The following is a 24,296-nucleotide window of genomic DNA, read 5'->3' on the forward strand; positions in this document are numbered from 1 at the left end:
GCTTACAGAGGCCAGACTAGCAGTATCATCGGTATCGCCACCGCCAGCACCACCAGTTCCAGCGGCAACCCCATCTTCCAGTAGTCGCCGAAGCGGTAGCCGCCCGGCCCCATCACCAGGGTATTGGACTGGTGCCCGATGGGGGTCAGAAAAGCACAGGAAGCACTGATGGCCACGGTCATGAGAAAAGGATCGATGGAAGCGTCGAAACCGTTGGCCAGGCTGACGGCTATCGGCGCCATGAGCACCGCCGCAGCCGCGTTGTTGATCACGTCGGACAGCATCATTGTGATCACGAAGAGCCCTATCAAGGTAACCACTGCGGGCCACTCCCCCCCCCACACCAGCATCATCTCTGCGATCAGCGCCGCGCCGCCACTGGTCTCCAACGCCTGCCCCACCGGAATCATGGCGGCAAGCAGCACGATCACAGGGCCGTCGATGGCCTGGTAGCCGTCACGCAACGGCAGCACTCCCACCAACAGCGAGATCAGTGCCGCACTCGAAAGCGCCACTGCCGCGGGCAGCGCCCCCAGCAGAATGGCCAGGATGCCTGCCGCAAAGATACCCAGTGATACCAGCAGCATGCGAGGCTGGCCCAGCGCCAGGTTGCGGCTCGCCAGAGGCAAGCACCCCAGCGTTGCCAAGCTCTCGGAGAGTTCGCTCTCGCCACCCTGTAACAACAGGACGTCGCCAGCACGAAAACGAATATCACGAAGGCGTTGCTTGAGGCGGCCCCCGTCCCGAGCTACCGCCACCAGGTGCAGTCCGAACTGGTTGTGCAGGCGTAACTGGCTCACGGTACGATTAACCATCATGGAGTCGGTTCGCACTACCGCCTCGACCAGTTCAAGCCCCTCGGTATCGACCTCCTTTTTCTTTTTCTTTTCCTTCTCCTTGCGGTGCTTCTTCCCCGGATTCTCCTGCACCGACTCCGCACTGCTTTCCCGAGAAGCCGTCTCGTCGGCCGATACATCAACCTCTTCAGGCTCGGCGCCGAGCGAGAGCCCCGCCTTGTCCTCCAACAGCTTCATCTCCTCGGGACCCGCCTCCAGCATGAGAATATCGCCCTCCCTGAGCACGCCGAAAAAGGCATGGCCGGCGCGACGCTTGTCATCGCGGACTACCGCCAGCACCGGGATGGTTTCTTCCAGCTCCTGCTGCAGCTCACGCAGGGTCAGCCCGTTGGCCTTGGAGTCCTCGCCGACCTTGAGTTCGACCAGGTAGTTGGCGGTATCGAACATCGCCTCGGTGGACGCCTTGCCGGCGCGCTGGGGGACCAACCGCCAGCCGATCAGCAGAATGAAGGCCAGCCCGGCCAAGGCCACCGCCACGCCGACCGGCGAAAAGGAGAACAAACCGAATGCCTCGCCGGAGACCGAGCGACGGTAGCTGGCGATGATGATATTGGGCGGAGTGCCGATCAGGGTAGTGAGCCCGCCCAGCAGTGAGCCAAAGGCCAGCGGCATCAGCAACAGTGAGGGAGAGGTGTCGTGCTCTCGCGCCAGGCGCATGGCCACGGGCAGCAACAGCGCCAGGGCTCCAACATTATTCATGAAGCCGGAGAGGACCACGACGGTGACGCTCAGCGCCACCAGTTGCAGGAAGAGGCGGTCGCCGACCTTGAGTACCTGCTCGGCGATCACGTCCACGACCCCGGAACGCTCGAAGCCGCGGCTCAGTACCAGTACTGCAGCAACGGTGATCACCGCAGGATGACCAAAGCCCAGAAACGCCTCGTCGCCCGGCACCAGGCCCAACATGACCGACCCCAGCAGGGCCGTCAGCGCCACCAGGTCATAGCGGAAGCGCCCCCAGACGAAGGCGACCAGTGTCAGGCCCAGCACGATGAATACCAGCGTATGGTCGGCCATATGCGTGCAGCTCCGCCCTCATAAGTGAGTTTCCAGCACACCAGCGACGGGCCAGAAAATCCAGCCTTTTCTAATGTCTCGTGAGCCGAGTACCTGCACTCAGCCAAGACATCTGCCCGGCAACGAAAGAACCCGGCCAAGGCCGGGTTCATGCAGGAATGTCGGAGCTTACTTCGCCATTTTCTCGAGCATGGCGTTGACCGCCTCGAGATGCTCCGGTTCGTTGTGGCACATGCCCTGGAATACCGCGCAGATGTCGAGGAAGTCCTTGAGTTCGGTGCGCTGGGCCATTTTCATCAGCCGCTTGGTCAAGCGTGTGGCCTTGGGCGGCTGGGCGGCGATGCGTGCCGTCAGTTCGCCCACCCGTTCCATCAGCGACTCCGGCTCGGTCACTTCGAGCACTATGCCGTACTCCCTGGCCTCCTCGGCGTCGATCACCCGCCCGGAGAGGGTCAGCTCGAAGGCACGCTGGTAGCCTATCAGGCGCTGCATGAACCAGGCACCGCCGTCACCGGGGATGATGCCGAGGTTGAGGAAGGTCTCGCCGAACTTGGCCTTGCTCGAGGCGATGCGAATATCGGCCATGTTGGCGAGATCGAACCCAGCGCCGATGGCCGGCCCGTTGACCGCGGCGATGATCGGCACCTCCACCGCCTGCAGCGCCAGCGGAATACGCTGAATGCCGCGCCGGTAGCGCCCAGCCACCTCGGCCACATCGCCGGCGAAGTCGCCGCCGCGATTGGCCATGTCCTTGACGTTGCCGCCGGCGGAGAACGCCGAACCCGCGCCGGTAATGACCAGCACCGAGACTTCGTCGCAGCGGTTGACCCACTCGGCCGTGTCGACGATATCATCGGCCAGCGCGGTGCCGGTCAGCGCGTTGCGTACGTCGTGCCGGTCCAGGGTCAGGGTCGCCACGCCCTCTTCCAGGGTGAGAAGCCCATCCTGCAGGACGGGCTGTGGGGGCTGACTCGTGCTCTCGCTCATGCAGCGGGCTCCTTGGCATCGGTGGCGAATTCACGCTCCACGATAACGCGTGCGTCCACCACGGCATAGCCATCCGCATTGACGATCACCGGGTTGAGATCGAGCTCGGCAAGCTGCGGGTAGGCATCGGCGATACGCGCTACCGTGAGCAGCAGCTCGACCAGCGCCTCCTTGTCAACGGCCGGCTCGCCGCGGGCACCTTCGAGGATCTTGCGCGCCTTGATCTGCTCCACCATGCTGCGTGCATCGTGGCGCGACAGCGGGATTGAGCGGAAGGCGACGTCTTCGAGAATCTCGACGAAGATCCCGCCTAGGCCGAACATCAGCACCGGGCCGAAAATGGGGTCGCGAATCACCCCGACGATCACCTCGACGCCCTTCTTCGCCATCGGTGCGACCAGCACGCCCTCGACCTCGGCCTGGGCATCGTAGGCCCGGCAGGAGGCGAAGATCTCCTCCCGCGCACGACGCAGGGCCGCCTCACCGACCAGGTTCAGCTTGACTCCGCCGGCATCCGACTTGTGCAGGATATCCTTCGACACCACTTTCATTGCCAGCGGCGTGTCGACGAAAGTAGCCGCTGCCTCGTCAAGCTCCGTCTCGCTGCGTGCCACGATCTCCCGCGGCACCTCGATACCGTGCTCGCGCAGCAGCTGCTTGGCCTCGTACTCGAACAGGTCACGCCCCTCGGCGCGGGCACGGGTGAACATCTCGCCAAGTTCCGACTTGGGCAAGAGTGCCGGCTCACGCGGATACGTCTCGGCGAGTGACAGGTAATCGCCGCGCTCACCCAGCGCGGTCAGCACTCTCACCGCATGCTCGATGGAAGCGTAGATCGGTAGGCCGGCTTCGTGCAGGCGACGCAGGGGAGGTGGCTTGATCGGTGTGTAGAGGCTGTAGATCACCAGCGGCTTGTCGGTGGCCTTCGACAGGTCGACCATCGCCTCGGCGCCGCGCATCTCGTCACCCAGCAGCGATTCGGCGAAGCGCAGGCTGTAGCCGCCGAACATGCCCACCAGGAAGACGCTGTCGACGTTGTCATCGGCGGCGACGATCTCCATGCAGGTAGCCAGCAGCGACGGATTGGCGTCAGTGGAACCGGCCACGTCCACCGGGTTGACCGTCGACGCCTGGGGAATGAGCACGTCGCGCAGTTTCTGCCTGGTCGCTTCGGAAAGCTCGGCCAGCTCCAGCCCCGCCTCGGCCAGTCGGTCGGACGCGATGGTGGCCTGGCCGCCGCCGTCGGAGACCACCGCCACCCGCTTGCCGCGCGCCTTCTGCAGCAGGCCAAGGCCCTCGGCCACTGGCAGGATCTCGTCGGAGTGCTGCACCACGCTGACCCCAGCCTGGCGCAGCAGGTCCACGGTCATGGCGTAGCTGCCGGCAAGCGACCCGGTGTGGGAACTGGCCGCCTTCTGGCCGGCCTCGGTGGAACCGGACTTGTAGACTACCACCGGCTTCATGGCGGTGACGTCGCGCGCCACCTCGAGGAAGCGACGCCCATCGCGGAAGCCCTCCACGTAGAGCGTGGCCACCCGCGTGTGCTCGTCCTCGCCGAGGTAGCGCAGGTAGTCGTTGAAGCCGATGTCGCTCTGGTTACCCGGCCCTACGTAGGTGGAGAAACCGACCTGGCCGTTGTGCTGTGCCTCCAGCGCCAGCGACAGCAGCATGTTGCCCGACTGCGAGATGATGCCCACGTCACCGGGCTTGACGTTGTCCAGCGCCAGCAGGTTGAGCCGGTGGTGCAGGTTGAAGACCCCCGAGGTGTTGGGACCGATGACGCGCACCCCGTGCGCCTCGGCCTTGGCCATCATCTCGCGCTCGAGGTCGGCGCCCTCCTCGCTCATCTCGGCAAAGCCACTGGCGAGTATCACCGCGCCCTTGATACCGCGGCGGCCGCACTCGGCGATCAGTCCCGGCACGCTGGCAGCCGGCGTACAGATCAGCGCCAGCTCCGGGTTGCCGGGAATCTCGGCGATCGAGGGCCAGGCCTTGATGCCGAGGATCATGTCGGCCTTGGGATTGACCGGGTAGATGTCGCCGCTAAAGCCATCCTTGATCAGCCCGACCATGGCCTTGTAGCCACGCTTGGTGGGATCGCTGGAGGCACCCACCACGGCGATGCCGGTGGGCGCCAGGATGTCGTGCAGCGGGCTGCGCATGGGCAGATGTCCTTCGATCGGGTTCATGTCTCGCATCCTTGGCTCTGTCATTTGCCCTTGAACTCGGGGGCGCGTTTCTCGGCGAAGGCGTCGACCCCCTCCTGCCAGTCATCCGTGGTCGAGCAGGTAAAGACGGCGTCCAGTTCCTGCTGCAATTGGCTCTCGAGGCCGGTATCGCTGCCCTGGTTGACCAGGCGCTTGAGCATGGCGATCGACACCGGTGCCTGTCTGGCCAGGGTCTCGGCCAGGCGATGCGTCTCTTGCTTCAGTTCGCCGCCTGAATGCGTGGAAGTCGCCAGGCCGATGCGCGCCGCCTCGCGGCCGTCGATGCGCCGCCCCGTATACAGCAGCTGTCGCGCCATGTTCAGCCCCACCAGCTGTGGCAGCAGCTTCGATACGCCGCCACCGACGCAAGTCCCGATGCTGGTTTCGGGGAAGCCGATCTGGGCTTCTTCGGCCATGACGATGAAATCGCAGCTCACGGCCATCTCGGCCCCCGCCCCCAGGGCGTAGCCATTGACGGCGGCAATGATCGGCTTGGGGTGGCGCAGGATCGCCTCGCACACGTCGTTGCCGAGCTGCAGGTACTGGCGGCGCTGGAACAGCGTACGCTTGGCCCCGCCGTGCTCCTTCATATCGGCACCGACGCAGAAGGCGCGCCCTTCGCCCGTCAGGATCACGCAGCGTACGCCGGGGTCGGCCTCGGCATCGGCCAGGGCCGAAAGCAGCTCGGTATAAAAGGTTTCCACCACGGCGTTGAGGCGGTGCGGCCGGTTGAAGCGGATCTCCATGACCGCACCCTGGCGGTCAATGATGAGGGTTTCGGGGCTGGCTGTATTCATGTCGGGTTCGGTCACTCTCGACGCATCGTTGACTGGGATTCCATAACATTCGGCATGGTTGACGCCGAACAGAAACAAACGTTCCGTTATGAAAACATAAACGGCACACTTGTTTTGTTCGGCATCCTAGTCAAGGCACGGCACGCCGTCAATACGCACGTGCCATCTGGAAAACAAAACAGAAACATTCGTTTCGTTCATTCACCATTGTCATGCGTTACAATGCGCCTCGCCCCGGCCGATCTGACCTGCTGCGGGGCCATGATCCAACGAGGAGATCCGCCGTGCTGGAACATGATCCGCAGATTGCCGATCAGGAAAACGGCCAGGATGCCCCGGCGACGGGGCTGGACGCCGTGAATCAGCAACTGGCCGCCGCCTACCCCGAGCTCAGTCCGCAATTGAAACTCGCCGCCGGCTACGTGCTCGAGCACCCGGTCGAGATCGCGTTCCAGTCGATCCGCAAGTCAGCCGGCGCCGCCCGGGTGACCGCCTCGACCCTGGTACGCCTGGCCAAGCGCCTGGGCTTCGACAGCTACGAGCAGTTTCGCGAAGTGTTCCAATCAGCCGTGCAGGCCGGCCCGGTGGAGCTCTCGGGCCGCGCCAGCGACCTGCGCACCCTGGCCAGCCAGACCGACGACCAGGTATTCCTCGACGTGGGCGATGCCGCCTTCGACAACATCGGCCGCCTGTTCACCGCCGACAACCAGGCCCGGGTACGCGATGCCGCCCGATTGCTGTTGGAAGCCGAGAAGATTGCCGTGGTGGGGTTTCGCGATACCTTCGCCTGCGCCTATCACTTCGCCTATGTGGGTCGCATCGCCATGCCCAACGTCCAACTGATCCGCGGCCAGGAGGGCGGCCTGCTGACCGAACTGGCGCCCTACGGCGAGGACGACGTGGTGGTCGCCTTCGGCTTCGAACCCTACTGCGCCGAGACCGTGCGCGCCCTGGACATTGCCCGCTCGGGCAGGACCAAGGCCATCGTCATTACCGACACCCTGCGCTCGCCGCTGGTCCCCGGCGCCGCCATGACCTTCACCGTGGCCAATGCCACGCCGCACTTTTTCCCCTCGATCCTGTCCGCCATCACCCTCATCGAAGTCCTGCTGGCCGAATGCGTGGCCTTCGGCCCCGACGACCTGGTCGATAACGTGGCACGCTTCGAGTCGCGTATGCGTGCCATGGGCGCCTATGTCAGCAATGAATAAAACCTGCAACTGCGGTCCACAGACGACGAAGCCCGCCTCGAGGAGGCGGGCGTCGGATCGTAGCGGAGGTTGGTTGGCTTATGGCAGCAGAATGCTCGAACCGGTGGTCTTGCGCCCGGCCAGGGCATCCTGCGCCTTGCCGGCGTCGGCCAGGGCGAAGCGCTGGCCAATGTCGACCGTGACCTTGCCGCTGCCCAGCATGTCGAACAGGTCACGACACATCATCTCCAGTCGTTCGCGGGTGTCGGCGTAGCCGTTGAGGCTGGGACGGGTCACGAACAGCGAGCCCTTCTGGTTGAGGATGCCGAGATTGACGCCCTCGACCGCCCCCGAGGCGTTGCCGAAGCTGACCATCAGCGAACGCGGCTTCAAGCAGTCCAGCGAGGTGATCCAGGTGTCCTTCCCCACCGAATCGTAGACCACGTCGCACATCTCGCCGTTGGTCAGCTCACGCACCCGCTCCACCACGTCCTCGCGGGTGTAGTCGATGGTCGCCCAGGCACCGTTGGACTTGGCCAATTTTGCCTTCTCTTCGGAACTGACGGTACCGATCAACTTTACACCCAGCGCCCTGGCCCACTGGCAGGCGATGGAGCCCACGCCGCCGGCAGCTGCGTGCCACAGGATCGTCTCGCCTCCCTCGAGCGGGCGGGTCTGGCGCAGCAGGTACTGTACGGTCAGCCCCTTCAGCATGCTGGCCGCGGCAGTTTCCGCCCCGATACCATCTGGCAGTGCCACGACCTTGTCCGCCGGCAGCACATGATATTCGGCATAGGCACCGAGCGGCCCCTGGGCATAGGCGACCCGGTCGCCCTCCTTCAGGTGGCTCACGCCTGCGCCCACGGCATCGACCACACCGGCACCCTCGGTGCCAAGCCCCGACGGCAGCCCCGGGGCGGGATAGAGGCCGGTGCGGAAATAGATGTCGATGAAGTTGAGACCGACGGCCTCGTTTTTGACCCGTACCTCCCCGGAAGCAGGATCGGCCGGTGTCACGTCGAGGAGCTCGAGCACCTCGGAGCCACCGATACGAGCAAACTGGATGCGCTTGGCCATGTCATTTCCCTTTGTTCGCTAACGATAGAGTGGCACCATCCAACCGCTGTTCGCACATACGGTCAAGCGAGTCGTACCGCCACGGCGCTCAGCCGGGGAACGCCGCCAGCCGTTCGACGAAGAGCGCCTTCTCCTGTTCGAAGAAGCGCGGATCGTGCTTGAAGCGTCGCAGCACCGCTTCGTCGTCGAAGCCCAGCGCCGGCTCCAGCTCATTCACGCCACTCGCGGGGTGATGGGACGAGAGACCAACGCGCTGACCGCCAGGCGCCGCGAACCAGCGATTGATGCCGCAACGGCGAAAGAACGCCTCTTCCTCCTGATCCGCCGCGTCGACCCTCAGCGGCGCCTTCTGAGCCAGTTCGCGGATCAACCGACGCAGGCTCTCCCGGTCACCGCCGGGCGAGGCATGCAGCCGCAGCGACATGCCCGAGCCCGATGAGTCGAGTGCCAGCAGTGCCAGCGCGCCGGGCCTGCCTTGGTCGTCCACCAGCGCCCAGAGCCGTGCAGCTTCCTGGGAGAAAAGCACCTGTCGAGTACCGGTGAACGTGACCAACGGCGATAGCCCCGCTTCCCTTCCATAAATATCGGCACACAGGCGGGCGAGCCAGGCATCGCGCTGCTCGTCACGCTCGGGGGTCATCACCTTCATGCCTTGCCTCGTTGCATCGTCAAAGCCTGCAAGCCTAGCATAGTCGCGGTCGATTCCACGCGTGCCGCTCATGGGTGGCCGCCACCTTGTCATCACTATCGGTTAGCCTGACCAGTTCCTCCACCGGAGCCCCGACATGCCCCCATCGCACCCCGCTATCGCGCTGCCCAGACTGATCGCACACCGCGGGCTCTCCGCCCACGCCCCGGAGAATACGCTGACGGCCGTAAAGGCCGCGCACGATGCCGGCTATCAGTGGGTGGAACTCGACGTCCAGTTGCTCGGCGACGGCACCCCGGTGATCTGGCACGACGCTACGCTCAAGCGCTGCTCCGACGGTCATGGCAGACTGGCCACGCTGGACCTCGCCGCGGTGCGCAAACTCGATGTCGGCGCCTGGTTCGGCGACGGCTTCCGCGGCGAACGCATGGCCACCCTGAGCGACATGCTGGAATTGCTGGTGGAACTGGACATGGGCGTCAACATGGAGCTCAAGGTGACCAGCAAGCGCAGTGGCACCGAACTGGCCGAGGTGGTCGTCCCACGCCTGCTCAAGTCATTGCCACCGGAACGGCTGATTCTCTCCTCCTTCGACCAGCCCTCCCTGCAGCACGCCCGCTCCCTGGCCGATGCCTCGCTGCTTCCCATCGGCGTGCTCACCGAGAGCGTGCCCGAAAAATGGCGTGCCCGCTGCGAGGCGCTCGATGCTTACAGCATCCATACCGACTGGACGCGACTCAGTGCCCGCCGCACCCGCGAGATCAAGGCTGCCGGTTATCGCCTGCTGTGCTACACGCCCAACGATCCGGCCGCCTTCGCTCAGCGTTGGGAATGGGGAGTCGACAGCGCGATCAGCGACGACCCAGCCCTGTTTTCCGGTATCGCTCCGCCGCCAGGCACGTGATGTGTTGAAGCTGAACAGCCGTGCCCCGAGTGGTCTAGCCTGATGAGGGTACGGACGAAATGAAGCACAGCCGGGAGGAAGTGCAATGGAGCTGCTGGATCGCATTACGGACTACCTGATCGACAACGACCTCAAGCTCGCCACCGCCGAGTCCTGCACCGCTGGCCTGATCATATCGGAGCTGGCAAGGGTGCCCGGCAGTGGACAAAGCATCGACTGCGGGCTCGGGGTCTATTCGCCCCAGTCGAAGAACCGCTACCTCGGCGTCAGCTTCGATACCATTGGTCGCCATGGTTTGACCAGTGAAGCCGTGGCCAGCGAGATGGCCGCTGGAGCCTTGAACAATAACGACGCCGACGTGGCACTGGCCAACACCGGCATTGCCGGCCCCAATCCTGGCGACGACGATACGCCCATCGGCACCGTCTGCTTCTCCTGGGCTTTTCGCCACAACGGCAACTTTCATCACTACTGCGAGACCCGTCGCTTCGACGGCGAGCGCAATGAAGTGCGCCTGGCCGCGGCCCACTACGCGCTGGAACGCCTGCCCCACTACCACCGTCTGTGTCTAGAGAGCGCAACGAAGGCGGCGGAAGAATCCCTCTCACGCCAGGCCGTTCAACGCGCCATAGGCGTGCAGCTGCAGGCCAAGGCCGATATCGATGCCCAACAAGAGTTCGAGCGGCGCCGCGACTTTCTCTGCAGGGTCATGAGCGAGAGCGGGCAGACGACGCTGGTGCTGGGAATCAGCGGCGGTGTCGATTCCACGGTGGCGGGTCGCCTGGCACAGCTGGCCGTTGAGCAGCGGCGAGGGCAGGGTGAGCAAGCCAGATTCGTTGCCATGCGCCTGCCCTACGGCGTACAGCAGGACGCCGACGATGCCGACAGGGCCCTGGCGTTCCTCCAGCCTGACGAAGTGCTCGATGTGAACATTCAGGGCGCCAGCGATGCGCTGCTGGAATCGCTGGAAAGCGGCGGCCTGATATTCGAGGACGCCGGCCAGCGCGATTTCGTGCTGGGTAACGTCAAGGCGCGCCAGCGCATGGTCGCTCAGTACGCCGTGGCCGGTACCCGCGGCGGCCTGGTCATCGGCACCGACCAGGCCGCCGAGGCATTGATGGGCTTCTTCACCAAATATGGCGACGGCGCTTGCGACGTCGCCCCCCTGACCGGCCTGACCAAACGTCAGGTGCGCCTGCTCGGCCAGCACCTCGGTGCCCCCGAAGAGCTGGTGAACAAGGCGCCCACGGCCGATCTCGAATCGCTCGCGCCACAAAAGCTCGACGAGGTGGCCCTTGGTGTCACTTACGCGGAGATCGATTACTTCCTGGAAAACCGAGACGTCTCCGCAGATGCCTTCGATACCATCTTGACCACCTACCGTCGCACCGAGCACAAGCGGCAATTGCCAATTGCTCCAGACTGAACATCTATCTCCTTCACCAAATCGGGTAGGGGCCGGGGTTGCCCCCGGCGCCAGATTCCCCCTCGCGGGAGACACCCTTGCCGTCGGCTAGCACTTCCCCTTGCCAGGCGTGCAGGGGACTTTCACCCCCAAGTCATCCCGAGACACCACTCTCGGGAACAGCGCCAGTCAGGCGCTGCGCGCCATGCCTGGCGCACAAGAGAACGGGCCGACACTCGAGTGTCGGCCCGTTTGACAGGCAACCCCACCCAATCGAGCTCACAGCCCTAGCAGCCGTTCGATGGCCGCCATGTCCAGATGCGCTTCCAGGCAATCAGCCAGCCGATCGAGTTCCTGCTGACGATGGACCTGATAGTCCACTGCGCCATCTTGCACCTCGAGCCCGCAGCGGGCCAGCAGCACCTCGCAGGCCTCGAGGCGATCGAACAGGCCGTGCAGGTAGGTGCCCATGACCTGACCGTCGCTGCTGACGGCGCCATCGGACCTCCCCTCCAACTTACAGAGAGGCCGCTCCAGGGCGGGCCCTGTGCTGACGCCGTTGTGGATCTCGTAGCCGTCGATCGGCACACCCTCGGCTAGCAAGCGACCGCTTACGTTGCGCAACTGCTTGCCGGCCACCATGTGCGTCTCGAATTCGAGCAGACCGAATCCCGGCGCCGAGCCGGCCGGGCCTTCCAGGCCCGCCGGGTCGTGCACTGCTCGGCCCAGCATCTGGAACCCACCGCAGATGCCAAGCACGTAGCCGTCATAGCGCAGGTGGCGCCGGATAACGGCGTCCCAGCCTTGATCGCGCAGCCAGGCGAGATCGCTGCGAGTGCTCTTGCTGCCGGGCAGGATGATCAGGTCGGCCGCGGGGATCACCTGGCCGGGCCCGACGAAGGTCAGGTCCACCTGCGGGTGCAGGCGCAGCGGATCGAAGTCGTTGTGATTACTGATGCGCGGCAGTGCTGGCACTACCACCTTGAGCGTAGCGCCCTGGCCCATCCGGCCGCTGCGGCCAATGCTGTCCTCGGCGTCGAGCAGCAATCCCTGCAGATAAGGCAGCGTGCCATATACCGGCTTGCCGGTACGCTCGGCCAGCCATTCGAGGCCTGGTTCGAGCAGGGCGATATCGCCGCGGAAGCGGTTGACGATGAAGCCGCGGGTACGTGAACGCTCGCTCTCACTGAGCAATTCCAGGGTGCCCACCAACTGTGCGAAGACCCCGCCGCGATCGATGTCACCAACCAGAATGACCGGGCAGTCGACCATCTCGGCGAAGCCCATGTTGGCGATGTCGTTCGCGCGCAGATTGATTTCCGCCGGACTGCCCGCCCCCTCGGCGATGACGACATCGAAGCGTGACGACAGCGCTTGCCACGCCGCCAGCACGCTCTCGCGAGCCGTGCGCTTGTAGGCGTGGTAATCCAGCGCGTCCATGTGGCCGTGAACCCGGCCGCGCAGGATCACCTGAGCGCCGCGGTCGCTCTCGGGCTTGAGCAACACCGGGTTCATGTCGCTGTGAGGTGCAACACCCGCTGCCAGCGCCTGCAGCGCCGTGGAACGGCCGATCTCGCCGCCGTCCACCGTCACCGCACTGTTAAGCGCCATATTCTGGGGCTTGAACGGTGCCACCGATACTCCGCGCCGCGCCAGCAGCCGGCACAGCCCTGCCACTACCGTGCTCTTGCCGGCATCCGAGGTGGTGCCCTGAACCATCAGGGTGGCCATGGCTGAACGCTCCATTACAGTTTGTCGCGGCAGGAAAGTAGCACTATAGTATCACTCAACGCCCATTGACGGTGAGCAGCATGAAAGTCGAACTCGTTACCAACCTGAAGCGCCAGGCCACCAACATCCTTGCCGAGCTGCATGGCTCCAAGGAACCGGTGCTCATCACGGAGCATGGGAAGCCCTCCGCGTACCTTGTCGACGTAGAAGACTACGAGTTCATGCAGCGTCGCCTGGCGTTGCTGGAAGGGCTCTCCCGCGGGGAGCGGGCCATACTCGAGGGGCGCACCTATCGACAGGACGAAGCCAAGGAAAAGATGCGCAAATGGCTGAGGTGATATGGGCAGAGCCCGCCCTCACCGATCTGGACGCCATTGCCGAACACATTGCCCTCGACAATCCTGCCGCCGCCAGTCATCTCGTCGAGGCCGTGTTGGACGCCACCGAGCGCTTGCAAGCCTTCCCGCAATCAGGGCGAATACCGACGGAGCTTCCCGAGAGCGTCTATCGGGAAGTCCTCGTGCCCCCCTGCCGTGTCTTTTACCGCGCAAGCGAGGAAGGTGTGCTCATACTCCATGTCATGCGCGAGGAGCGGCAGCTGCGAGCCTATCTACTGGAAGCCAGCCGCTCACGCTAGGCTGATTGGCTACTGCCCGATGCCCTTGCGCACCTCTTGCAGTGCCTCGCGAAGCGCCTCGTCCGCCAGCGCCTGCCCCCAGCCATTGCCATTCACCAGCTCGGTGAGAGGCAGGCGCTGACGCCAACCTTTACGCGCCAGCTCGTGCTGCTCCAGGAACTCGCTGACATAACCCAGGCACAGGTACGCCGCCGCGGGTCCGGTCGCAGGTGATGCACAGGTTGAGCGGGCTCTCCAGGATGCCCTCCAGCTTGAGGCGTCGATACAACTGCCCGCGTTCACCGTCATGGTTTTCGGCTGCTTTGGCGTTCTCACGCTCGAAGATGCCATGCACCCGACGCCGCACCTCTAGGCTGGCGATCAGCAAGTAGTCCCAGGGCTGCATGAAGCCTACCGAAGGGGCATGATGGGCAGCCTCCAGCAGGCGGGCCAGAACCTCCGGGGGAATCGTGTCCGGTAGGAATTGGCACGCACATCCCGACGCTCAAAGGTGGTGCGATAAAGGCCGGCCCGTTGCGCTTGGGGAAAGGAGTGATCGGGGATCACAGTTCGATGCCCTTCTGCGCCCTGATCCCCTGCTCCTTGAACGCGTGCTTCACCACGCGCATCTCGGTGGCGGTGTCGGCCAGCTCGACCAGCGCCTCCGGGGCATGGCGGCCGGTGACCACCACGTGTTGCATCATAGGCCGTGCCTGGAGTTCATCGAGCACACGGTCGAGATCGAGATATTCGTAGCGCAGGGCAATGTTGAGTTCATCGAGCAGCACCAGATCGAAACTGGGGTCCTGGAGCATGCCATGCACCACCTCCCAGGCGGCTTCGGCGGCCTGGATGTCGCGCTCACGATCCTGAGTATCCCAAGTGAAGCCTTCGCCCATCACGTGGTACTCCACGCCCGGCTGGCGGCGAAAGAAAGCCTCTTCGCCGGTCTCCCGCCGACCCTTGATGAACTGCACCACGCCTACCTTCATGCCGTGGCCCAGCGCGCGGGCCAGCATGCCGAAGCCGGAGCTACTCTTCCCCTTGCCCGGGCCGGTGAGCACCAGCAGCAAACCCTGTTCGTTCTGGGCCCTGGCTATGCGCTCGCGCATGATGCGTTGCTTGTGCGCCATGCGCTCGGCGTGGCGCTGAGGATCCTTGGCGCTGTCTCGCATAACGATCTCCCATTACTCAGTGAAGCGCAGCGGCTCGCCGCGGAAAATGGCGGCCACCAGTCGCGGCGCCGAGGTGAAATAGCTGTGGAAATAGCTGGCTACCAACCTGCCCTCGACATAGACCGGCTCGGCCGGGCTCCCGGCCAGGCGCCGGGCATAGGCCGCCGGCGCCAGCGGCGTTTCCAGTAGCGAGTGGTGGTAGGTGTGGCCGCGCAGCTCGCCCGCATCGGCCGCCAGGCTCTGCAACCCCAGCGCGCTGAGCTTGCCGGCCATGCGTGCGCGTCCGGGCAGCAGTCCCAGCATGGCGTGTTCGGCGCCTTCGCCATCCGTCAGCGAATCCATGCAGGCCATCAGCCCACCGCACTCGGCAAGGATCGGCCTGCCGGCGTCATGATGGTCGCGTATGGCGGCAAGCATCGGCGCATTGGCGGCGAATCTCGCCGCATGCAGCTCCGGGTAGCCGCCCGGAAGCCACATGGCATTGCATTCGGGCAACGCATCATCGGCCAGCGGCGAAAAGAACCTCAGTTCGGCACCCATGACATCGAGCAGGTCGAGATTGGCCCGGTAGAGAAAGGCGAAAGCGTCGTCCCGGGCCACGGCGATGCGCAAGCCCTCGAGCAGGCGAGGCGGCGGCTCGGGGGTCTCGGCCTCGAGAACCACTCGAGCCGGAAGACGGTCGAGGCCGGCTTCTTTCAGCACCTCGGCGGCGGCATCGAGCTGAGCATCGAGCCCAGCCAGCTCGCCGGCCTGAACGAGACCCAGGTGGCGATCGGGGATCTTCATCGCCTCGCTGCGCGGAACGGCACCGAGCAGCGAGAGTCCCGCCGGCATGCTCCCAGCCAACAGCCTGCCGTGGCCGGGGCTGCCGACGCGATTGGCGATCACCTCGTGTATGGCGAGATCGGGATGAAAGTTGGCCAGCCCCTGAGCTACGGCGCCGAAGGACTGGGCCATGCCCCAGGCATCGATCACCGGCAGCGCCGGCAGGCCGGCGAGAATCGCCAGGTCGGCGCTGGAGGGGTCGCCGTCGAACAGCCCCATGGAACCCTCGACCAGGATCAGGTCGGCCTCACGGGCAGCCTCGGCCAGGCGCCAGCGACACTCGTCTTCGCCTGTCATCCAGGGGTGCAACTGGTAGACCGGTTGGCCCGAGGCCACCTCTTGCAGCATGGGGTCGAGATAGTCGGGGCCGTGCTTGAACACCCGCACGCGGCGCCCGGCGTTGCGGTGTAGCCGCGCCAACGCCGCGGTGACCATGGACTTGCCCTGGCCGGAACCGGGAGCGGTAATCAGGGCGGCATGGGCCTCGCCGCGAATCGTCGAAGTCGTCATATCACCTCACGGGTACGAAAACGGGGGCGCCGTCGATCTCGGCGGTGGCCAGGCGTTGACCGTAGAGCCGCTCCAGGGCGACGGGCACCAGCATGCGCTCGGCCGGCCCCCAGCACGCCTCGCCGTCGGGGTAGAGCAGCAGCAGGTGGTCGCACCAGCGTGCCGCCAGGTTGAGGTCGTGCAGGCACATCAAGACGGCCTTGCCCTGTGCGGCCTGTTCGGAGAGCAGAGCCATCACCGCGGTCTGGTGGTGCAGGTCGAGATGGTTGGTGGGTTCGTCGGCAAGCCAGATACTCGGCGCCTGGGTCAGCACCGTGGCAATGGCCAGGCGCTGCCGCTCGCCGCCCGAGAGCGTGCTCACCAGCCGCTCGGCCAGGTGGTCTATGTCGAGTCGTTCCAGCGCCGCCTCGGCCAGGCGCAGGTCCACGGCCCCCTCCATCTGCCAGGGAGAAAGCCAGGGGTGACGGCCGATCAGCACGGTCTCCCGCACCGTGGCGGGAAAACCATCGTGGCGCTCCTGGAACACCAGCCCCAGGGTACGCGCCACCTGTCTTCGGCCCAGCGCGGCCAGCGGGCAGCCATCGACGAGTACCCGGCCAGCGCGGGGTGCGCGCAGCCCGGCCAGGGTATGAAGCAAGGTGGTCTTGCCGGCACCGTTGGGGCCGAGCACGCCCCACACCTGCCCCGGCTCGACGCTGAGCGAAAGCGGGCGACCGTCGCACCGCCCCGGCACGTCGACCACCAGCTCGCTGATCTCGAGACGATTCATCAGCGGCTCCGATACAGCAGGAACAGGAAAGTCGGCACGCCGAGCAGCGCCGTGATCACCCCTACCGGTAGCTGTTCCGGCGCGATCAGGGTCCGCGCCAAGGTATCGGCCAGCACCAGTAGGATGCCGCCTGCCAGTGCGCAAGCGGGCAGGATCAGGCGCTGGTCGTTGCCGAGCACCAGGCGCAGCATGTGCGGCACTACCAGACCGACGAAGCCGATGCTGCCGGCCGTGGTCACCGCCATCGCCGTGAGCACGCTGGCGGCAAGATAGATCGTCCATTCCAGCGGGCGCACTTTGACACCCAGCGCTGCCGCCTGCAGCGGGCCCCGCGCCATGACGTTGAGGCTACGGCCCAGCGGCATCAGCAGCAGGCAGATCAGCAATAGCAGCGCCAGCGGTGGCCAGGGCGTACGCGAATAGGAGAGGTCCCCCATCAGCCAGTAGAGCATGCCGGGTAGTCGCTCGGCGGGGCTCAGTGCCAGCATCAGGGTGATCACCGCACCCCAGCCGGCGGCGACTACCACCCCAGTGAGCAGCAGCCGCGACGGTGTCCAGCTGCCGGTACCGTGGGCCAGTCCGAAGACCAGCAGCGTCGAGAGAAAAGCCCCGGCGAAAGCCGAGCCGCTGATCAGCGCCCCGCCCAACCCGGCAAGCATCGCCGCCAGCGCGCCCACCGAGGCTCCACCGGAGAGGCCCAGCACGTAGGGGTCGGCCAGCGGGTTGCGCAACAGCACCTGCATCAGGGCACCTGCCACGGCGAGCAGGCCACCCACGGCAAAGGCCGCCAGCGAACGTGGAATGCGCAGTTCGAGAATCAGCGTACGCGCCAGCGGGCTGCCCTCTCCGCCTACCACCGACCAGACATCGCCCAACGACAGCGCGGCACTGCCCAGCGTCACCGACAGCAGCAGCGCCGCCAGTCCCAGCAGGACAAGCACGCCCAGCGGCAGCCACAGCGAGCGGCGGCGGGGAATCGTCATCGCTTCAGCGCTTGCCGCGGGCATGGTCGAGTTTCTTACATAACAACCGGCTGCCCTCCAGCAGCCGCGGCGTAGGCCGCTGAATCAGCGACGGCGGTACGAAGTAGAGGTTGTCGCGTTCGACCGCAGTCAGGTTCGGGTATTGCTCCCAGTGAGTCAGCCACTCGCGGTTCTCCTCGCCCATGCCGCCGGCCAGGATTGCCTCGGGGTCGGCGGCGAGCACCGACTCGTCGTCGATGCGCGGCACCAGTCTCGACAGCTCGCCGAAAACGTTGACGCCGCCGCACAGGGTCAGCACCTTGCCGATCAGGTGCTCGTCGTTGATGGTCATCAGCGGCTCGTCCCATACTTGGTAGAACACCGGCATCGGCTCGGCGTCGGCATAGCGCTCGGCGAGCGCTGCCATGCCCTGGCGAAATTCGGTGGCAATGCGGTCTCCCTCCTCCCTGGTATCGGCAAGCAGGGCCAGTCGCTCGATGACGCTGGAGACGTCTTCGAACTCGCGCGGTTCGATATAGAACACCGGTACACCAAGGGACTCGATGGTCTCGAGCTGCTCGGGCGGGTTGCCGGTGGTCCAGCCGATCACCAGATCCGGGCGCAGCGAGACCAGTGCTTCGAGATCCATGCGGGTATGGCTGCCTACCGACGCCACCTCCCTGGCCTCGGGCGGATAGTCGCTATAGGCCACCACCGCCACCACCTTCTCCCCCGCCCCGGCCGCATAGACAAGCTCCGTCGCCCCCGGCGAGAGAGCGGCAATGCGGCTGGCCGGCGCCTCGAGGCACACCTCGCGTTCACGGTCGTCGGTGGCACAGAGCGTATCGGCACGCGCCTCGCCGGCTCCCAGCACCGACAGGACCAGGGCCAGCAAGGCGCCGGTAAAGGCAGCGGGACCAGCGGCCCCACTGAAACGGAAGTTACTGGCCAAAGTGAACACTGACGAAGGCCGCACGGCCGGCGTTAATGTAGTCACGAGCGGTCGCGTACTCCTTGTCCAGCACGTTCTCCAGCGTCAGGCGGGCCGACCACAACGGGGCGAACTGCCAGCCGGCACGCAGGTTGACCAGACCGAAGCCGCCCAACCGCTCCTGGTTGGCCACATCGTCGTAGCGATGTCCTTGCAGGATCCAAGAGCCGCCCAGGGACCATTCGCCCAGAGCACGGTCCACGTCAAAACGTGCACTCTTGGATGCACGACGGCGCAGTCGATTGCCACTCTCACGATCCTCCGGATCGATCCAGGTCAGTGCGGCAGCCAGCGTCCAGTCGCCGAGCTCGGCTCCACCCGATAGCTCGATGCCGCGTATACGCGCCTCGGCCACGTTCTGCGGCGCCCACATGCCGCCCTCGGTCGGCGCCCAGTCGATCATGTCTTCAAGCTCGGTCCGGTAGGCCGCGAGATCCCAGTACCAACGCTGGTACTGGCCGCGCACCCCCATCTCGACGGTGGCGGAGGATTCAGGGTCGAGCTCGGGATTGCCCGAATTCGGCCAGTAGAGATCATTGAACGTCGGCGCGCGGAATGCAGTGCCGTAGCTCGCTCGCAGCGTATGAGAACCATCCAGATCATAGCCCAGCGCCAGGCTGCCGGTGACTTCGTCACCGTAGGCCTCGTTGTCGTCGTAGCGCAGGCCGGCCTGCAGCGCAACGGGGGAGAAATCGAGCAGCCCTTGGGCGAACACGGCGGCATTGTCGCGGCTGGAGCTATCGTAATCCGTGGTGCCGGAAACCCTATCCTCGCTGTATTCGGCACCCGCTATCAGCTCGTGCTGGCCGAAGTTCAGTGTGTTCTGCCAACGAGCGGTCTGGGTGCGAGTTTCGATGATCGAGGGAAAATCCGTATTGTAGGTGTCGAGACCATCACGCGCTTCACTCAAGGTCAGGCGACTGGTCCACTGCTCGGTCACAGGCAGCTCGCCGTATATACCAGCCACTTGCTGGACGAAATCGCTCTCGCCGCTGTCGAACTCGTTATAGCCGCGGGCACGCATGGCCAGCAGACCCACCTCGGCACCACTATCGAAGGTATGGGCCAGGCGGGCCAAGGCCGAGGTATTGTCGTAGCCTCTGTCCTCGCCATCGCGCCGCACCGGTGTGCCGTCGGTGGTGAAGCGGCTGCCGGCGAAGCTGTAGCGGGTGCCACCACTGCTACCGGAAAGTCCCGCACTGTAGCGCTGGGTGTCGAAGGAACCACCGCCTGCGGAAAGGTATGGATACGGGCCGCCCTCTTCTGACTCGTGAGTGAAGAGTTGCACCACCCCGCCTACGGCATCTGCGCCATACAGGCTGCCGCGGGGCCCGCGCACGATCTCGGCACGCTGGAACATGCGCGGGTCGAGATAGTGCCAGGCAGCACCGCCCACAGTGGCGGAGCGCAGTCGAATACCGTCAATCATCAACACTGCCGATTCGGTACCGGTTCCGCGCAGATAGACGCTGCTGTTCTTGCCGAAGCTGCCGTTGGTGACGACATCCACCCCCGGCTGGCCGCGCAGCATCTCGGTAACGCTGGTGGGATCCTGGCGCCGCAGGGTGGCCTCGTCGAGCACGGTCACCGAGGAGAGCGTCTCGTCGGCGGTGCGCGGCGCCAACGTGGCGGTGACCACCAGCGGGTTGAGCGCGACGGTGTCGACATTCTCGCTTGTGGTGGCCTGGGCCTGAACGGCCAGAGGGAGGGCAGCCAGGCCGAAGGCGGCCAAGTGATACTTGGTTTTCATTCTGATTCCCTTGCTCGCCGTGCCTACCCGCACGGTCTTCTAGGCGAAGCCGGGGCGGCTTGGGAATCGAGAAAGGGAGAGTTGTGAGCGTCTGCCCTGCCTCGAGGTTACCCACCGCAACCCGGCATGAGAGGAACGCTGCACAAATGCTTGCGGAGAGAATCGCTGCGCTGCGTGCGCCTTGCGCTTCATCCCACTCGTCGATTTGTGAAACGTTTCCCGCTCTCTCGGGCCGGTCTCCGGGCTGACGAGCGAAGCAACGTCGCCATGACGCGCTTCGGGCCCATCGCCTTCCCATGCCGGGGCACAGTGGCGTGATGATGGACCCACACTCGATCACCGTTGCGGGGGCAGCGTCGGAATGCCTGTTCTCCCAAACCTGAAGAAAGGTCACCGACTTCCCGTTTAACCTCGAGAATTGAATGAGGCACCTGAGAGTGGGCGTAAACTAGCAATAGCGAGGCTGGGCGTCAACGCATCGCTGCGCCCAGAATTAGACAGATCAATAACTTAGCTGTTTCAACAAGCCGTTCCAGACGTACCAGACCCGCTCGCAGCGCGCCGCAGCATCCTGGGCGAGCCAGCCGTTGAGGTCGCGTAGGCGCCGCTTCTCGGCCGAGAGCGGCACGATGCCACGACCCATCTCGAGCATGACCAGCACTACCTCGCCGCCGCTCCGGGCTTCCCATGCATGCAGTGCATCGAGCTCTATGGCCATGGCCTGGCGTAGCCCGTCGTCGTCGGGCTCGTCGGCCAGTCGTGCAGCCAGCCAATGCTCCCACCCTTCCATCACCAGGCAGCGAGTCGAGGCGGCGGACGAAGGCCACTTCTTCAGCGCACACCCGATATAGGCCGAATGCCAGACGGCTGTATCGAAGCGCTGCCTTACGATGCTGCGCTTGCCGGCACAGGTACCGCCGATGAAGAGCTGCATTGCCAGCACTCCCGATCGTCAACGGTGAATAGGAACCGGCGCCCCTCGGCCTGACTGACCCCGCCCTCCCAGAAGCCGATGCCCTCGAAGCGGCGGCGCAGTTCGCGAATCACGCCACCATGGGTGACGACCAGGGCGCGGTGCTGGCCGTGCGGCGAGCAGCCGGCCAACAGTTCGGCAAACCAGGCCTCGAGCCGCTGCCGCAGCTCGGCGGTAGACTCCCCTCGTGGCGGGGCCTGCTCGCCCGCGCTGTCGATCCAGGCGCGGTAGGCGGGTAGTGGCTCGAGCTCGTCGTAGGTACACCCTTCGTAGTCGCCGAAATCGAGCTCGCGCAGGCGCGCATCGAAGCATGTCGGACTGCGTGCCGCACGCCCCTCGATGACATGCGCCAGGGTCTGGCGGCAGCGAGTCAGGTCACTGCAGTGAGCGGTATCGAACTCGAATGTCTCCAGCGCCTCGCGCAGCCGAGCGAGCCCCACCACGGCATCAGGCAGCAGCAGCGGGATGTCACGCTGCCCCTGGTAGCGTCGCTCGCGATTCCACTGCGTCAAGCCGTGACGAACGACCACCAGCTCCAGGCGACCAGTAACAGCCATAGCTCTCCTCCTTCGATGACGGTTCCGACGATATCGCCGTTGATCCCCTTGAACGCATGCACCATGCCCCAGGCGTAGAGCGCCAGGAACGGCACAAGGGCCAGGCACAGCCACCATCCGCCGGATACCAGTATCGCCAACGGCAGCAGAGGCACTGCCGCCAGGGCAAGATCGAGCGGGATGAGATCGCGCTTCCAACTGGCCGCCATGCCCTCCGAGTGGGCAGCCGGTGCCAGCACCAGCAGCGCGGCTGCGGCGAGGCGTCCCAGCGACGGAATCACCACCAGCAGGGCCAGGCCCGCCCCTGCTTCCAGCAGTGCGAACAGCAGCGCCGCCTTCCACAGCAGCAGGAACACCAGCGCCAGGATGCCGAAGCTGCCTACGTGCGGGTCCTTCATGATCGCCCAGCGCTTCTCCAGCGGCGCATTGCTGCCCAGGGCATCGGCGACGTCCATCAAGCCATCCAGGTGCAGCCCGCCGGTCAGTGCCACCCATAGCGTGAGCAGCAACAGCGCCAGCAGCGGAGTGGGAAGAAGGCCCTCCAGAAGCGCGCCGGCAATAGCCAGCAAACCGCCGATCAGCACGCCTACAAGGGGGTAGCAACGAACCGCCCAGCGCCGTGTCGCTGCGTTCCAGGGACAGATGACCGGAAACGGCAGGCGGGTCAGGAACTGCACGGCCAATACCAGGCCGTAGGCGGCGTTTCTCATGAACGAAGGTGCCCTTGGCTTTTCCATGACCGGGGCAGGCCGGCAACGACCTGCTCCACCTCGTCCGCCTCGTGCGCCACCAGGCAGTGAACGCGCTGCAGGAAGGCGAGGTAGCGCCACACCTCGTCGTCATCGGGCGGCATGCCCTCGTTGACGTCGTTGGAAACGATCACCAGCGCAACGTCACGCTGCCTGGCCTCGGCCAGCGCCCGCTTGACCATGGCGATGCCTTGCGCCTCGTCGAGCGGGCTGGCATACAACAGCTGGCTGGCCCACAGCGTCAGGCAATCGAGCAGCAGCGTGCTGCCAGGCGCTACCCGGTCGAGGGCGGCCAGTAAATCGAACGGCTCCTCGAGCGTAATCCAACCCTCACCGCGAGAGCATCGGTGCCGCTCGACGCGGGACTGCATTTCCGCATCGCCGCCGCTCCTCGCCGTGGCCAGGTAGTAGCGCTTGCCGCCCCGCTCGGTCTGCCAGCGCCGCGCCAGTGCTTCGCCATGGGTACTCTTGCCGGAACGCGCCCCACCGCTGACGAAAGCGATCATGACGTTCTCCAGCGGGCAATGGCATCGAGCAGTTGCGTATTTTCCTGCCGCGAACGCACCGCGACGCGCAGCCATGCGCCATCGAGGCCGATGAAGTTGTAGGTATGGCGTGCCAGAACGCCACAGCGTGCCATGTGCTCCAGCAGTGCCGACATGGGCCGCGCCCCGCCATCCTGCAGCAGCAGGAAGTTGGTGCAGGAGGGCACCACCCGCAGCCCCTGAGTTTCCAGCTCACCTTGCAACCAGGGTCGCTCGATGTCGAGCCAGGACTGGGTTCGCTGCAGGTAGTCCTGGTCTTCCAGCAACGGCACGACCAGCGCTGCCGCCACCGCATTGACGCTCCACGGCAGCTGAAGCCTGGCGATTTGCTCGACCGAAGGGCCATCGCCCAGCAGGTAGCCGAGTCGCAGGCCGGGGATGGCGTAGAGCTTGGTCATGGAGCGCAGCAGCAGCAAGTTGTCGTAGCGGGTCAGCAGCGGCGTCAGCCGCTCGTCTGGGGTGACGAAATCGATGAAGGCCTCGTCTACCACCAGGGTAGTGCCGTACTGCTGCCCCACTACCAGCATGCGCTCGATCATGTCGCACGCAACGAGCGTGCCGGTGGGGTTGTTGGGCCGGCACAGGAGTACCGCATCGGCCTCCCCCATGGCGTCGAGGGCACGCGACTCGTCCAGCTCGAAGTGCTCGCCTTCCAGTTCAAGATGCTGCACGGCGATGCCGTAGTGGCGGCAGGCACGCTCGTATTCGCAGAAGGTGGGCTGTACAACGACGGCCCTGCACGCGCCACGCTTTGCCAGCAGTGCAGCCGCCAGGAAGATTGCCTCGGCCCCGCCATTGGTCAGGCGTACCTGGCCGGGGGTAAGCCCTTCGGCCCGGGCAATGGCCTCCCTGGCAGCCGTGTAGTCCGGGTCGGGATAGACGGAGAGCTCGGCCAGGCAGCCCCCGAGCCGTTCTGCCAACCAGGGAGGCGGCCCCAGAGGGTTGAGATTGGCGCTGAAGTCGAGCATCCCGCTGCCGGCGGTGAGGCCGAAGCGATGCAGTACCGGCTCCGGACGCCCGCCGTGGCTGGGCCAGCCTCTCATGTTTCCTCCC

23 protein-coding genes, 1 pseudogene and 1 riboswitch are annotated in these 24,296 nt (G+C 65.3%); of the genes and pseudogenes, 5 read left to right on the top strand and 19 right to left on the bottom strand.

Annotated elements, in window-relative coordinates; translation table 11 throughout:
* Window positions 1–2 precede the first annotated feature (2 nt).
* The 4 genes from HNO52_RS13735 to HNO52_RS13750 form a co-directional block, all read right to left on the bottom strand.
* Window positions 3–1,874 (bottom strand): SLC13 family permease, encoded by a 1,872-nt coding sequence (locus tag HNO52_RS13735; protein ID WP_197565832.1) that lies wholly within the window; start codon window positions 1,872–1,874, stop codon window positions 3–5.
* A gap of 168 nt (window positions 1,875–2,042) precedes the next feature.
* Window positions 2,043–2,861, bottom strand: a complete 819-nt coding sequence (locus HNO52_RS13740; protein ID WP_197565833.1) for an enoyl-CoA hydratase-related protein — start codon at window positions 2,859–2,861, stop codon at window positions 2,043–2,045.
* Complete coding sequence (locus HNO52_RS13745) at window positions 2,858–5,050, bottom strand: acetate--CoA ligase family protein (protein ID WP_197565834.1); 2,193 nt, start codon at window positions 5,048–5,050, stop codon at window positions 2,858–2,860. Before HNO52_RS13745 ends, HNO52_RS13740 begins: the two co-directional genes overlap by 4 nt.
* A gap of 20 nt (window positions 5,051–5,070) precedes the next feature.
* Entirely contained in the window at window positions 5,071–5,865 is a 795-nt protein-coding gene (locus HNO52_RS13750; RefSeq protein ID WP_197565835.1) for an enoyl-CoA hydratase/isomerase family protein, read from the bottom strand.
* A gap of 284 nt (window positions 5,866–6,149) precedes the next feature.
* Between HNO52_RS13750 and HNO52_RS13755 the strand changes: the two genes are divergently transcribed.
* Window positions 6,150–7,076: a MurR/RpiR family transcriptional regulator gene (locus HNO52_RS13755; protein ID WP_232090307.1), complete on the top strand. Its 927-nt coding sequence runs from the start codon at window positions 6,150–6,152 to the stop codon at window positions 7,074–7,076.
* Window positions 7,077–7,154: 78 nt separating this feature from the next.
* Here HNO52_RS13755 and HNO52_RS13760 read toward each other — a convergent pair whose 3' ends face one another.
* Together HNO52_RS13760 and HNO52_RS13765 are read right to left on the bottom strand one after the other, a co-directional pair.
* Entirely contained in the window at window positions 7,155–8,132 is a 978-nt protein-coding gene (locus HNO52_RS13760; RefSeq protein WP_197565837.1) for an NADPH:quinone reductase, read from the bottom strand.
* 88 nt (window positions 8,133–8,220) lie between these two features.
* Window positions 8,221–8,781 (bottom strand): hypothetical protein, encoded by a 561-nt coding sequence (locus HNO52_RS13765; protein ID WP_197565838.1) that lies wholly within the window; start codon window positions 8,779–8,781, stop codon window positions 8,221–8,223.
* A gap of 136 nt (window positions 8,782–8,917) precedes the next feature.
* Here HNO52_RS13765 and HNO52_RS13770 point away from each other — a divergent pair, with 136 nt between their 5' ends.
* Both HNO52_RS13770 and nadE read left to right on the top strand, forming a co-directional pair.
* The gene (locus HNO52_RS13770) at window positions 8,918–9,685 is read left to right on the top strand and encodes a glycerophosphoryl diester phosphodiesterase (RefSeq protein WP_197565839.1); all 768 of its coding nucleotides are present in this window, start codon (window positions 8,918–8,920) and stop codon (window positions 9,683–9,685) included.
* An 85-nt stretch (window positions 9,686–9,770) separates the two neighbouring features.
* Window positions 9,771–11,111 (top strand): NAD(+) synthase, encoded by a 1,341-nt coding sequence (gene nadE / locus HNO52_RS21350; protein ID WP_332107637.1) that lies wholly within the window; start codon window positions 9,771–9,773, stop codon window positions 11,109–11,111.
* A gap of 258 nt (window positions 11,112–11,369) precedes the next feature.
* Here the strand turns inward: nadE and HNO52_RS13785 are convergent, their stop codons facing one another.
* Window positions 11,370–12,821, bottom strand: a complete 1,452-nt coding sequence (locus HNO52_RS13785) for a cobyric acid synthase (protein ID WP_197565840.1) — start codon at window positions 12,819–12,821, stop codon at window positions 11,370–11,372.
* An 80-nt stretch (window positions 12,822–12,901) separates the two neighbouring features.
* Between HNO52_RS13785 and HNO52_RS13790 the strand changes: the two genes are divergently transcribed.
* Window positions 12,902–13,159, top strand: coding sequence for a type II toxin-antitoxin system Phd/YefM family antitoxin (locus tag HNO52_RS13790; RefSeq protein WP_197565841.1), 258 nt, complete (start codon window positions 12,902–12,904; stop codon window positions 13,157–13,159).
* Window positions 13,147–13,458, top strand: a complete 312-nt coding sequence (locus tag HNO52_RS13795) for a type II toxin-antitoxin system RelE/ParE family toxin (protein WP_197565842.1) — start codon at window positions 13,147–13,149, stop codon at window positions 13,456–13,458. Before HNO52_RS13790 ends, HNO52_RS13795 begins: the two co-directional genes overlap by 13 nt.
* 9 nt (window positions 13,459–13,467) lie before the next feature.
* On the opposite strand, the pseudogene HNO52_RS13800 reads toward HNO52_RS13795, so the two are convergent.
* The 12 genes and pseudogenes from HNO52_RS13800 to cobD all read right to left on the bottom strand — a co-directional run bounded on the left by HNO52_RS13800 (window position 13,468) and on the right by cobD (window position 24,286).
* Window positions 13,468–14,004, bottom strand: a pseudogene (locus HNO52_RS13800) (nitroreductase family protein).
* Window positions 14,001–14,612, bottom strand: a complete 612-nt coding sequence (cobO, locus tag HNO52_RS13805; protein WP_197565843.1) for a cob(I)yrinic acid a,c-diamide adenosyltransferase — start codon at window positions 14,610–14,612, stop codon at window positions 14,001–14,003. The pseudogene HNO52_RS13800 and the gene cobO overlap by 4 nt, the downstream one beginning before the upstream one ends.
* Before the next feature lie 12 nt (window positions 14,613–14,624).
* Entirely contained in the window at window positions 14,625–15,947 is a 1,323-nt protein-coding gene (locus tag HNO52_RS13810) for a cobyrinic acid a,c-diamide synthase CobB (RefSeq protein ID WP_197565844.1), read from the bottom strand.
* Between the two features lies 1 nt (window position 15,948).
* A complete protein-coding gene (locus tag HNO52_RS13815; RefSeq protein WP_197565845.1) occupies window positions 15,949–16,716 on the bottom strand; it encodes an ABC transporter ATP-binding protein in 768 nt (255 codons plus the stop codon).
* Window positions 16,716–17,723 (bottom strand): FecCD family ABC transporter permease, encoded by a 1,008-nt coding sequence (locus tag HNO52_RS13820; protein WP_197565846.1) that lies wholly within the window; start codon window positions 17,721–17,723, stop codon window positions 16,716–16,718. The genes HNO52_RS13815 and HNO52_RS13820 overlap by 1 nt, the downstream gene beginning before the upstream one ends.
* Window positions 17,704–18,675, bottom strand: a complete 972-nt coding sequence (locus HNO52_RS13825; RefSeq protein WP_232090308.1) for a cobalamin-binding protein — start codon at window positions 18,673–18,675, stop codon at window positions 17,704–17,706. Before HNO52_RS13825 ends, HNO52_RS13820 begins: the two co-directional genes overlap by 20 nt.
* On the bottom strand, window positions 18,620–20,419 hold the full coding sequence (locus tag HNO52_RS13830) for a TonB-dependent receptor domain-containing protein (protein ID WP_197565847.1): 1,800 nt from the start codon (window positions 20,417–20,419) through the stop codon (window positions 18,620–18,622). The genes HNO52_RS13825 and HNO52_RS13830 overlap by 56 nt, the downstream gene beginning before the upstream one ends.
* 213 nt (window positions 20,420–20,632) lie before the next feature.
* A riboswitch (cobalamin riboswitch) is annotated at window positions 20,633–20,869 on the bottom strand.
* Between the two features lie 52 nt (window positions 20,870–20,921).
* On the bottom strand, window positions 20,922–21,353 hold the full coding sequence (locus HNO52_RS13835; protein WP_197565848.1) for a bifunctional adenosylcobinamide kinase/adenosylcobinamide-phosphate guanylyltransferase: 432 nt from the start codon (window positions 21,351–21,353) through the stop codon (window positions 20,922–20,924).
* Window positions 21,305–21,949: a histidine phosphatase family protein gene (locus tag HNO52_RS13840; protein WP_197565849.1), complete on the bottom strand. Its 645-nt coding sequence runs from the start codon at window positions 21,947–21,949 to the stop codon at window positions 21,305–21,307. The genes HNO52_RS13835 and HNO52_RS13840 overlap by 49 nt, the downstream gene beginning before the upstream one ends.
* On the bottom strand, window positions 21,901–22,659 hold the full coding sequence (cobS, locus tag HNO52_RS13845; protein ID WP_197565850.1) for an adenosylcobinamide-GDP ribazoletransferase: 759 nt from the start codon (window positions 22,657–22,659) through the stop codon (window positions 21,901–21,903). The genes HNO52_RS13840 and cobS overlap by 49 nt, the downstream gene beginning before the upstream one ends.
* A complete protein-coding gene (locus tag HNO52_RS13850; RefSeq protein WP_197565851.1) occupies window positions 22,656–23,204 on the bottom strand; it encodes a bifunctional adenosylcobinamide kinase/adenosylcobinamide-phosphate guanylyltransferase in 549 nt (182 codons plus the stop codon). Before HNO52_RS13850 ends, cobS begins: the two co-directional genes overlap by 4 nt.
* Window positions 23,201–24,286: a threonine-phosphate decarboxylase CobD gene (gene cobD, locus HNO52_RS13855; protein WP_197565852.1), complete on the bottom strand. Its 1,086-nt coding sequence runs from the start codon at window positions 24,284–24,286 to the stop codon at window positions 23,201–23,203. Before cobD ends, HNO52_RS13850 begins: the two co-directional genes overlap by 4 nt.
* Window positions 24,287–24,296 lie beyond the last annotated feature (10 nt).

The organism is Halomonas sp. MCCC 1A13316, from assembly GCF_014931605.1.
Lineage (GTDB): Bacteria > Pseudomonadota > Gammaproteobacteria > Pseudomonadales > Halomonadaceae > Halomonas.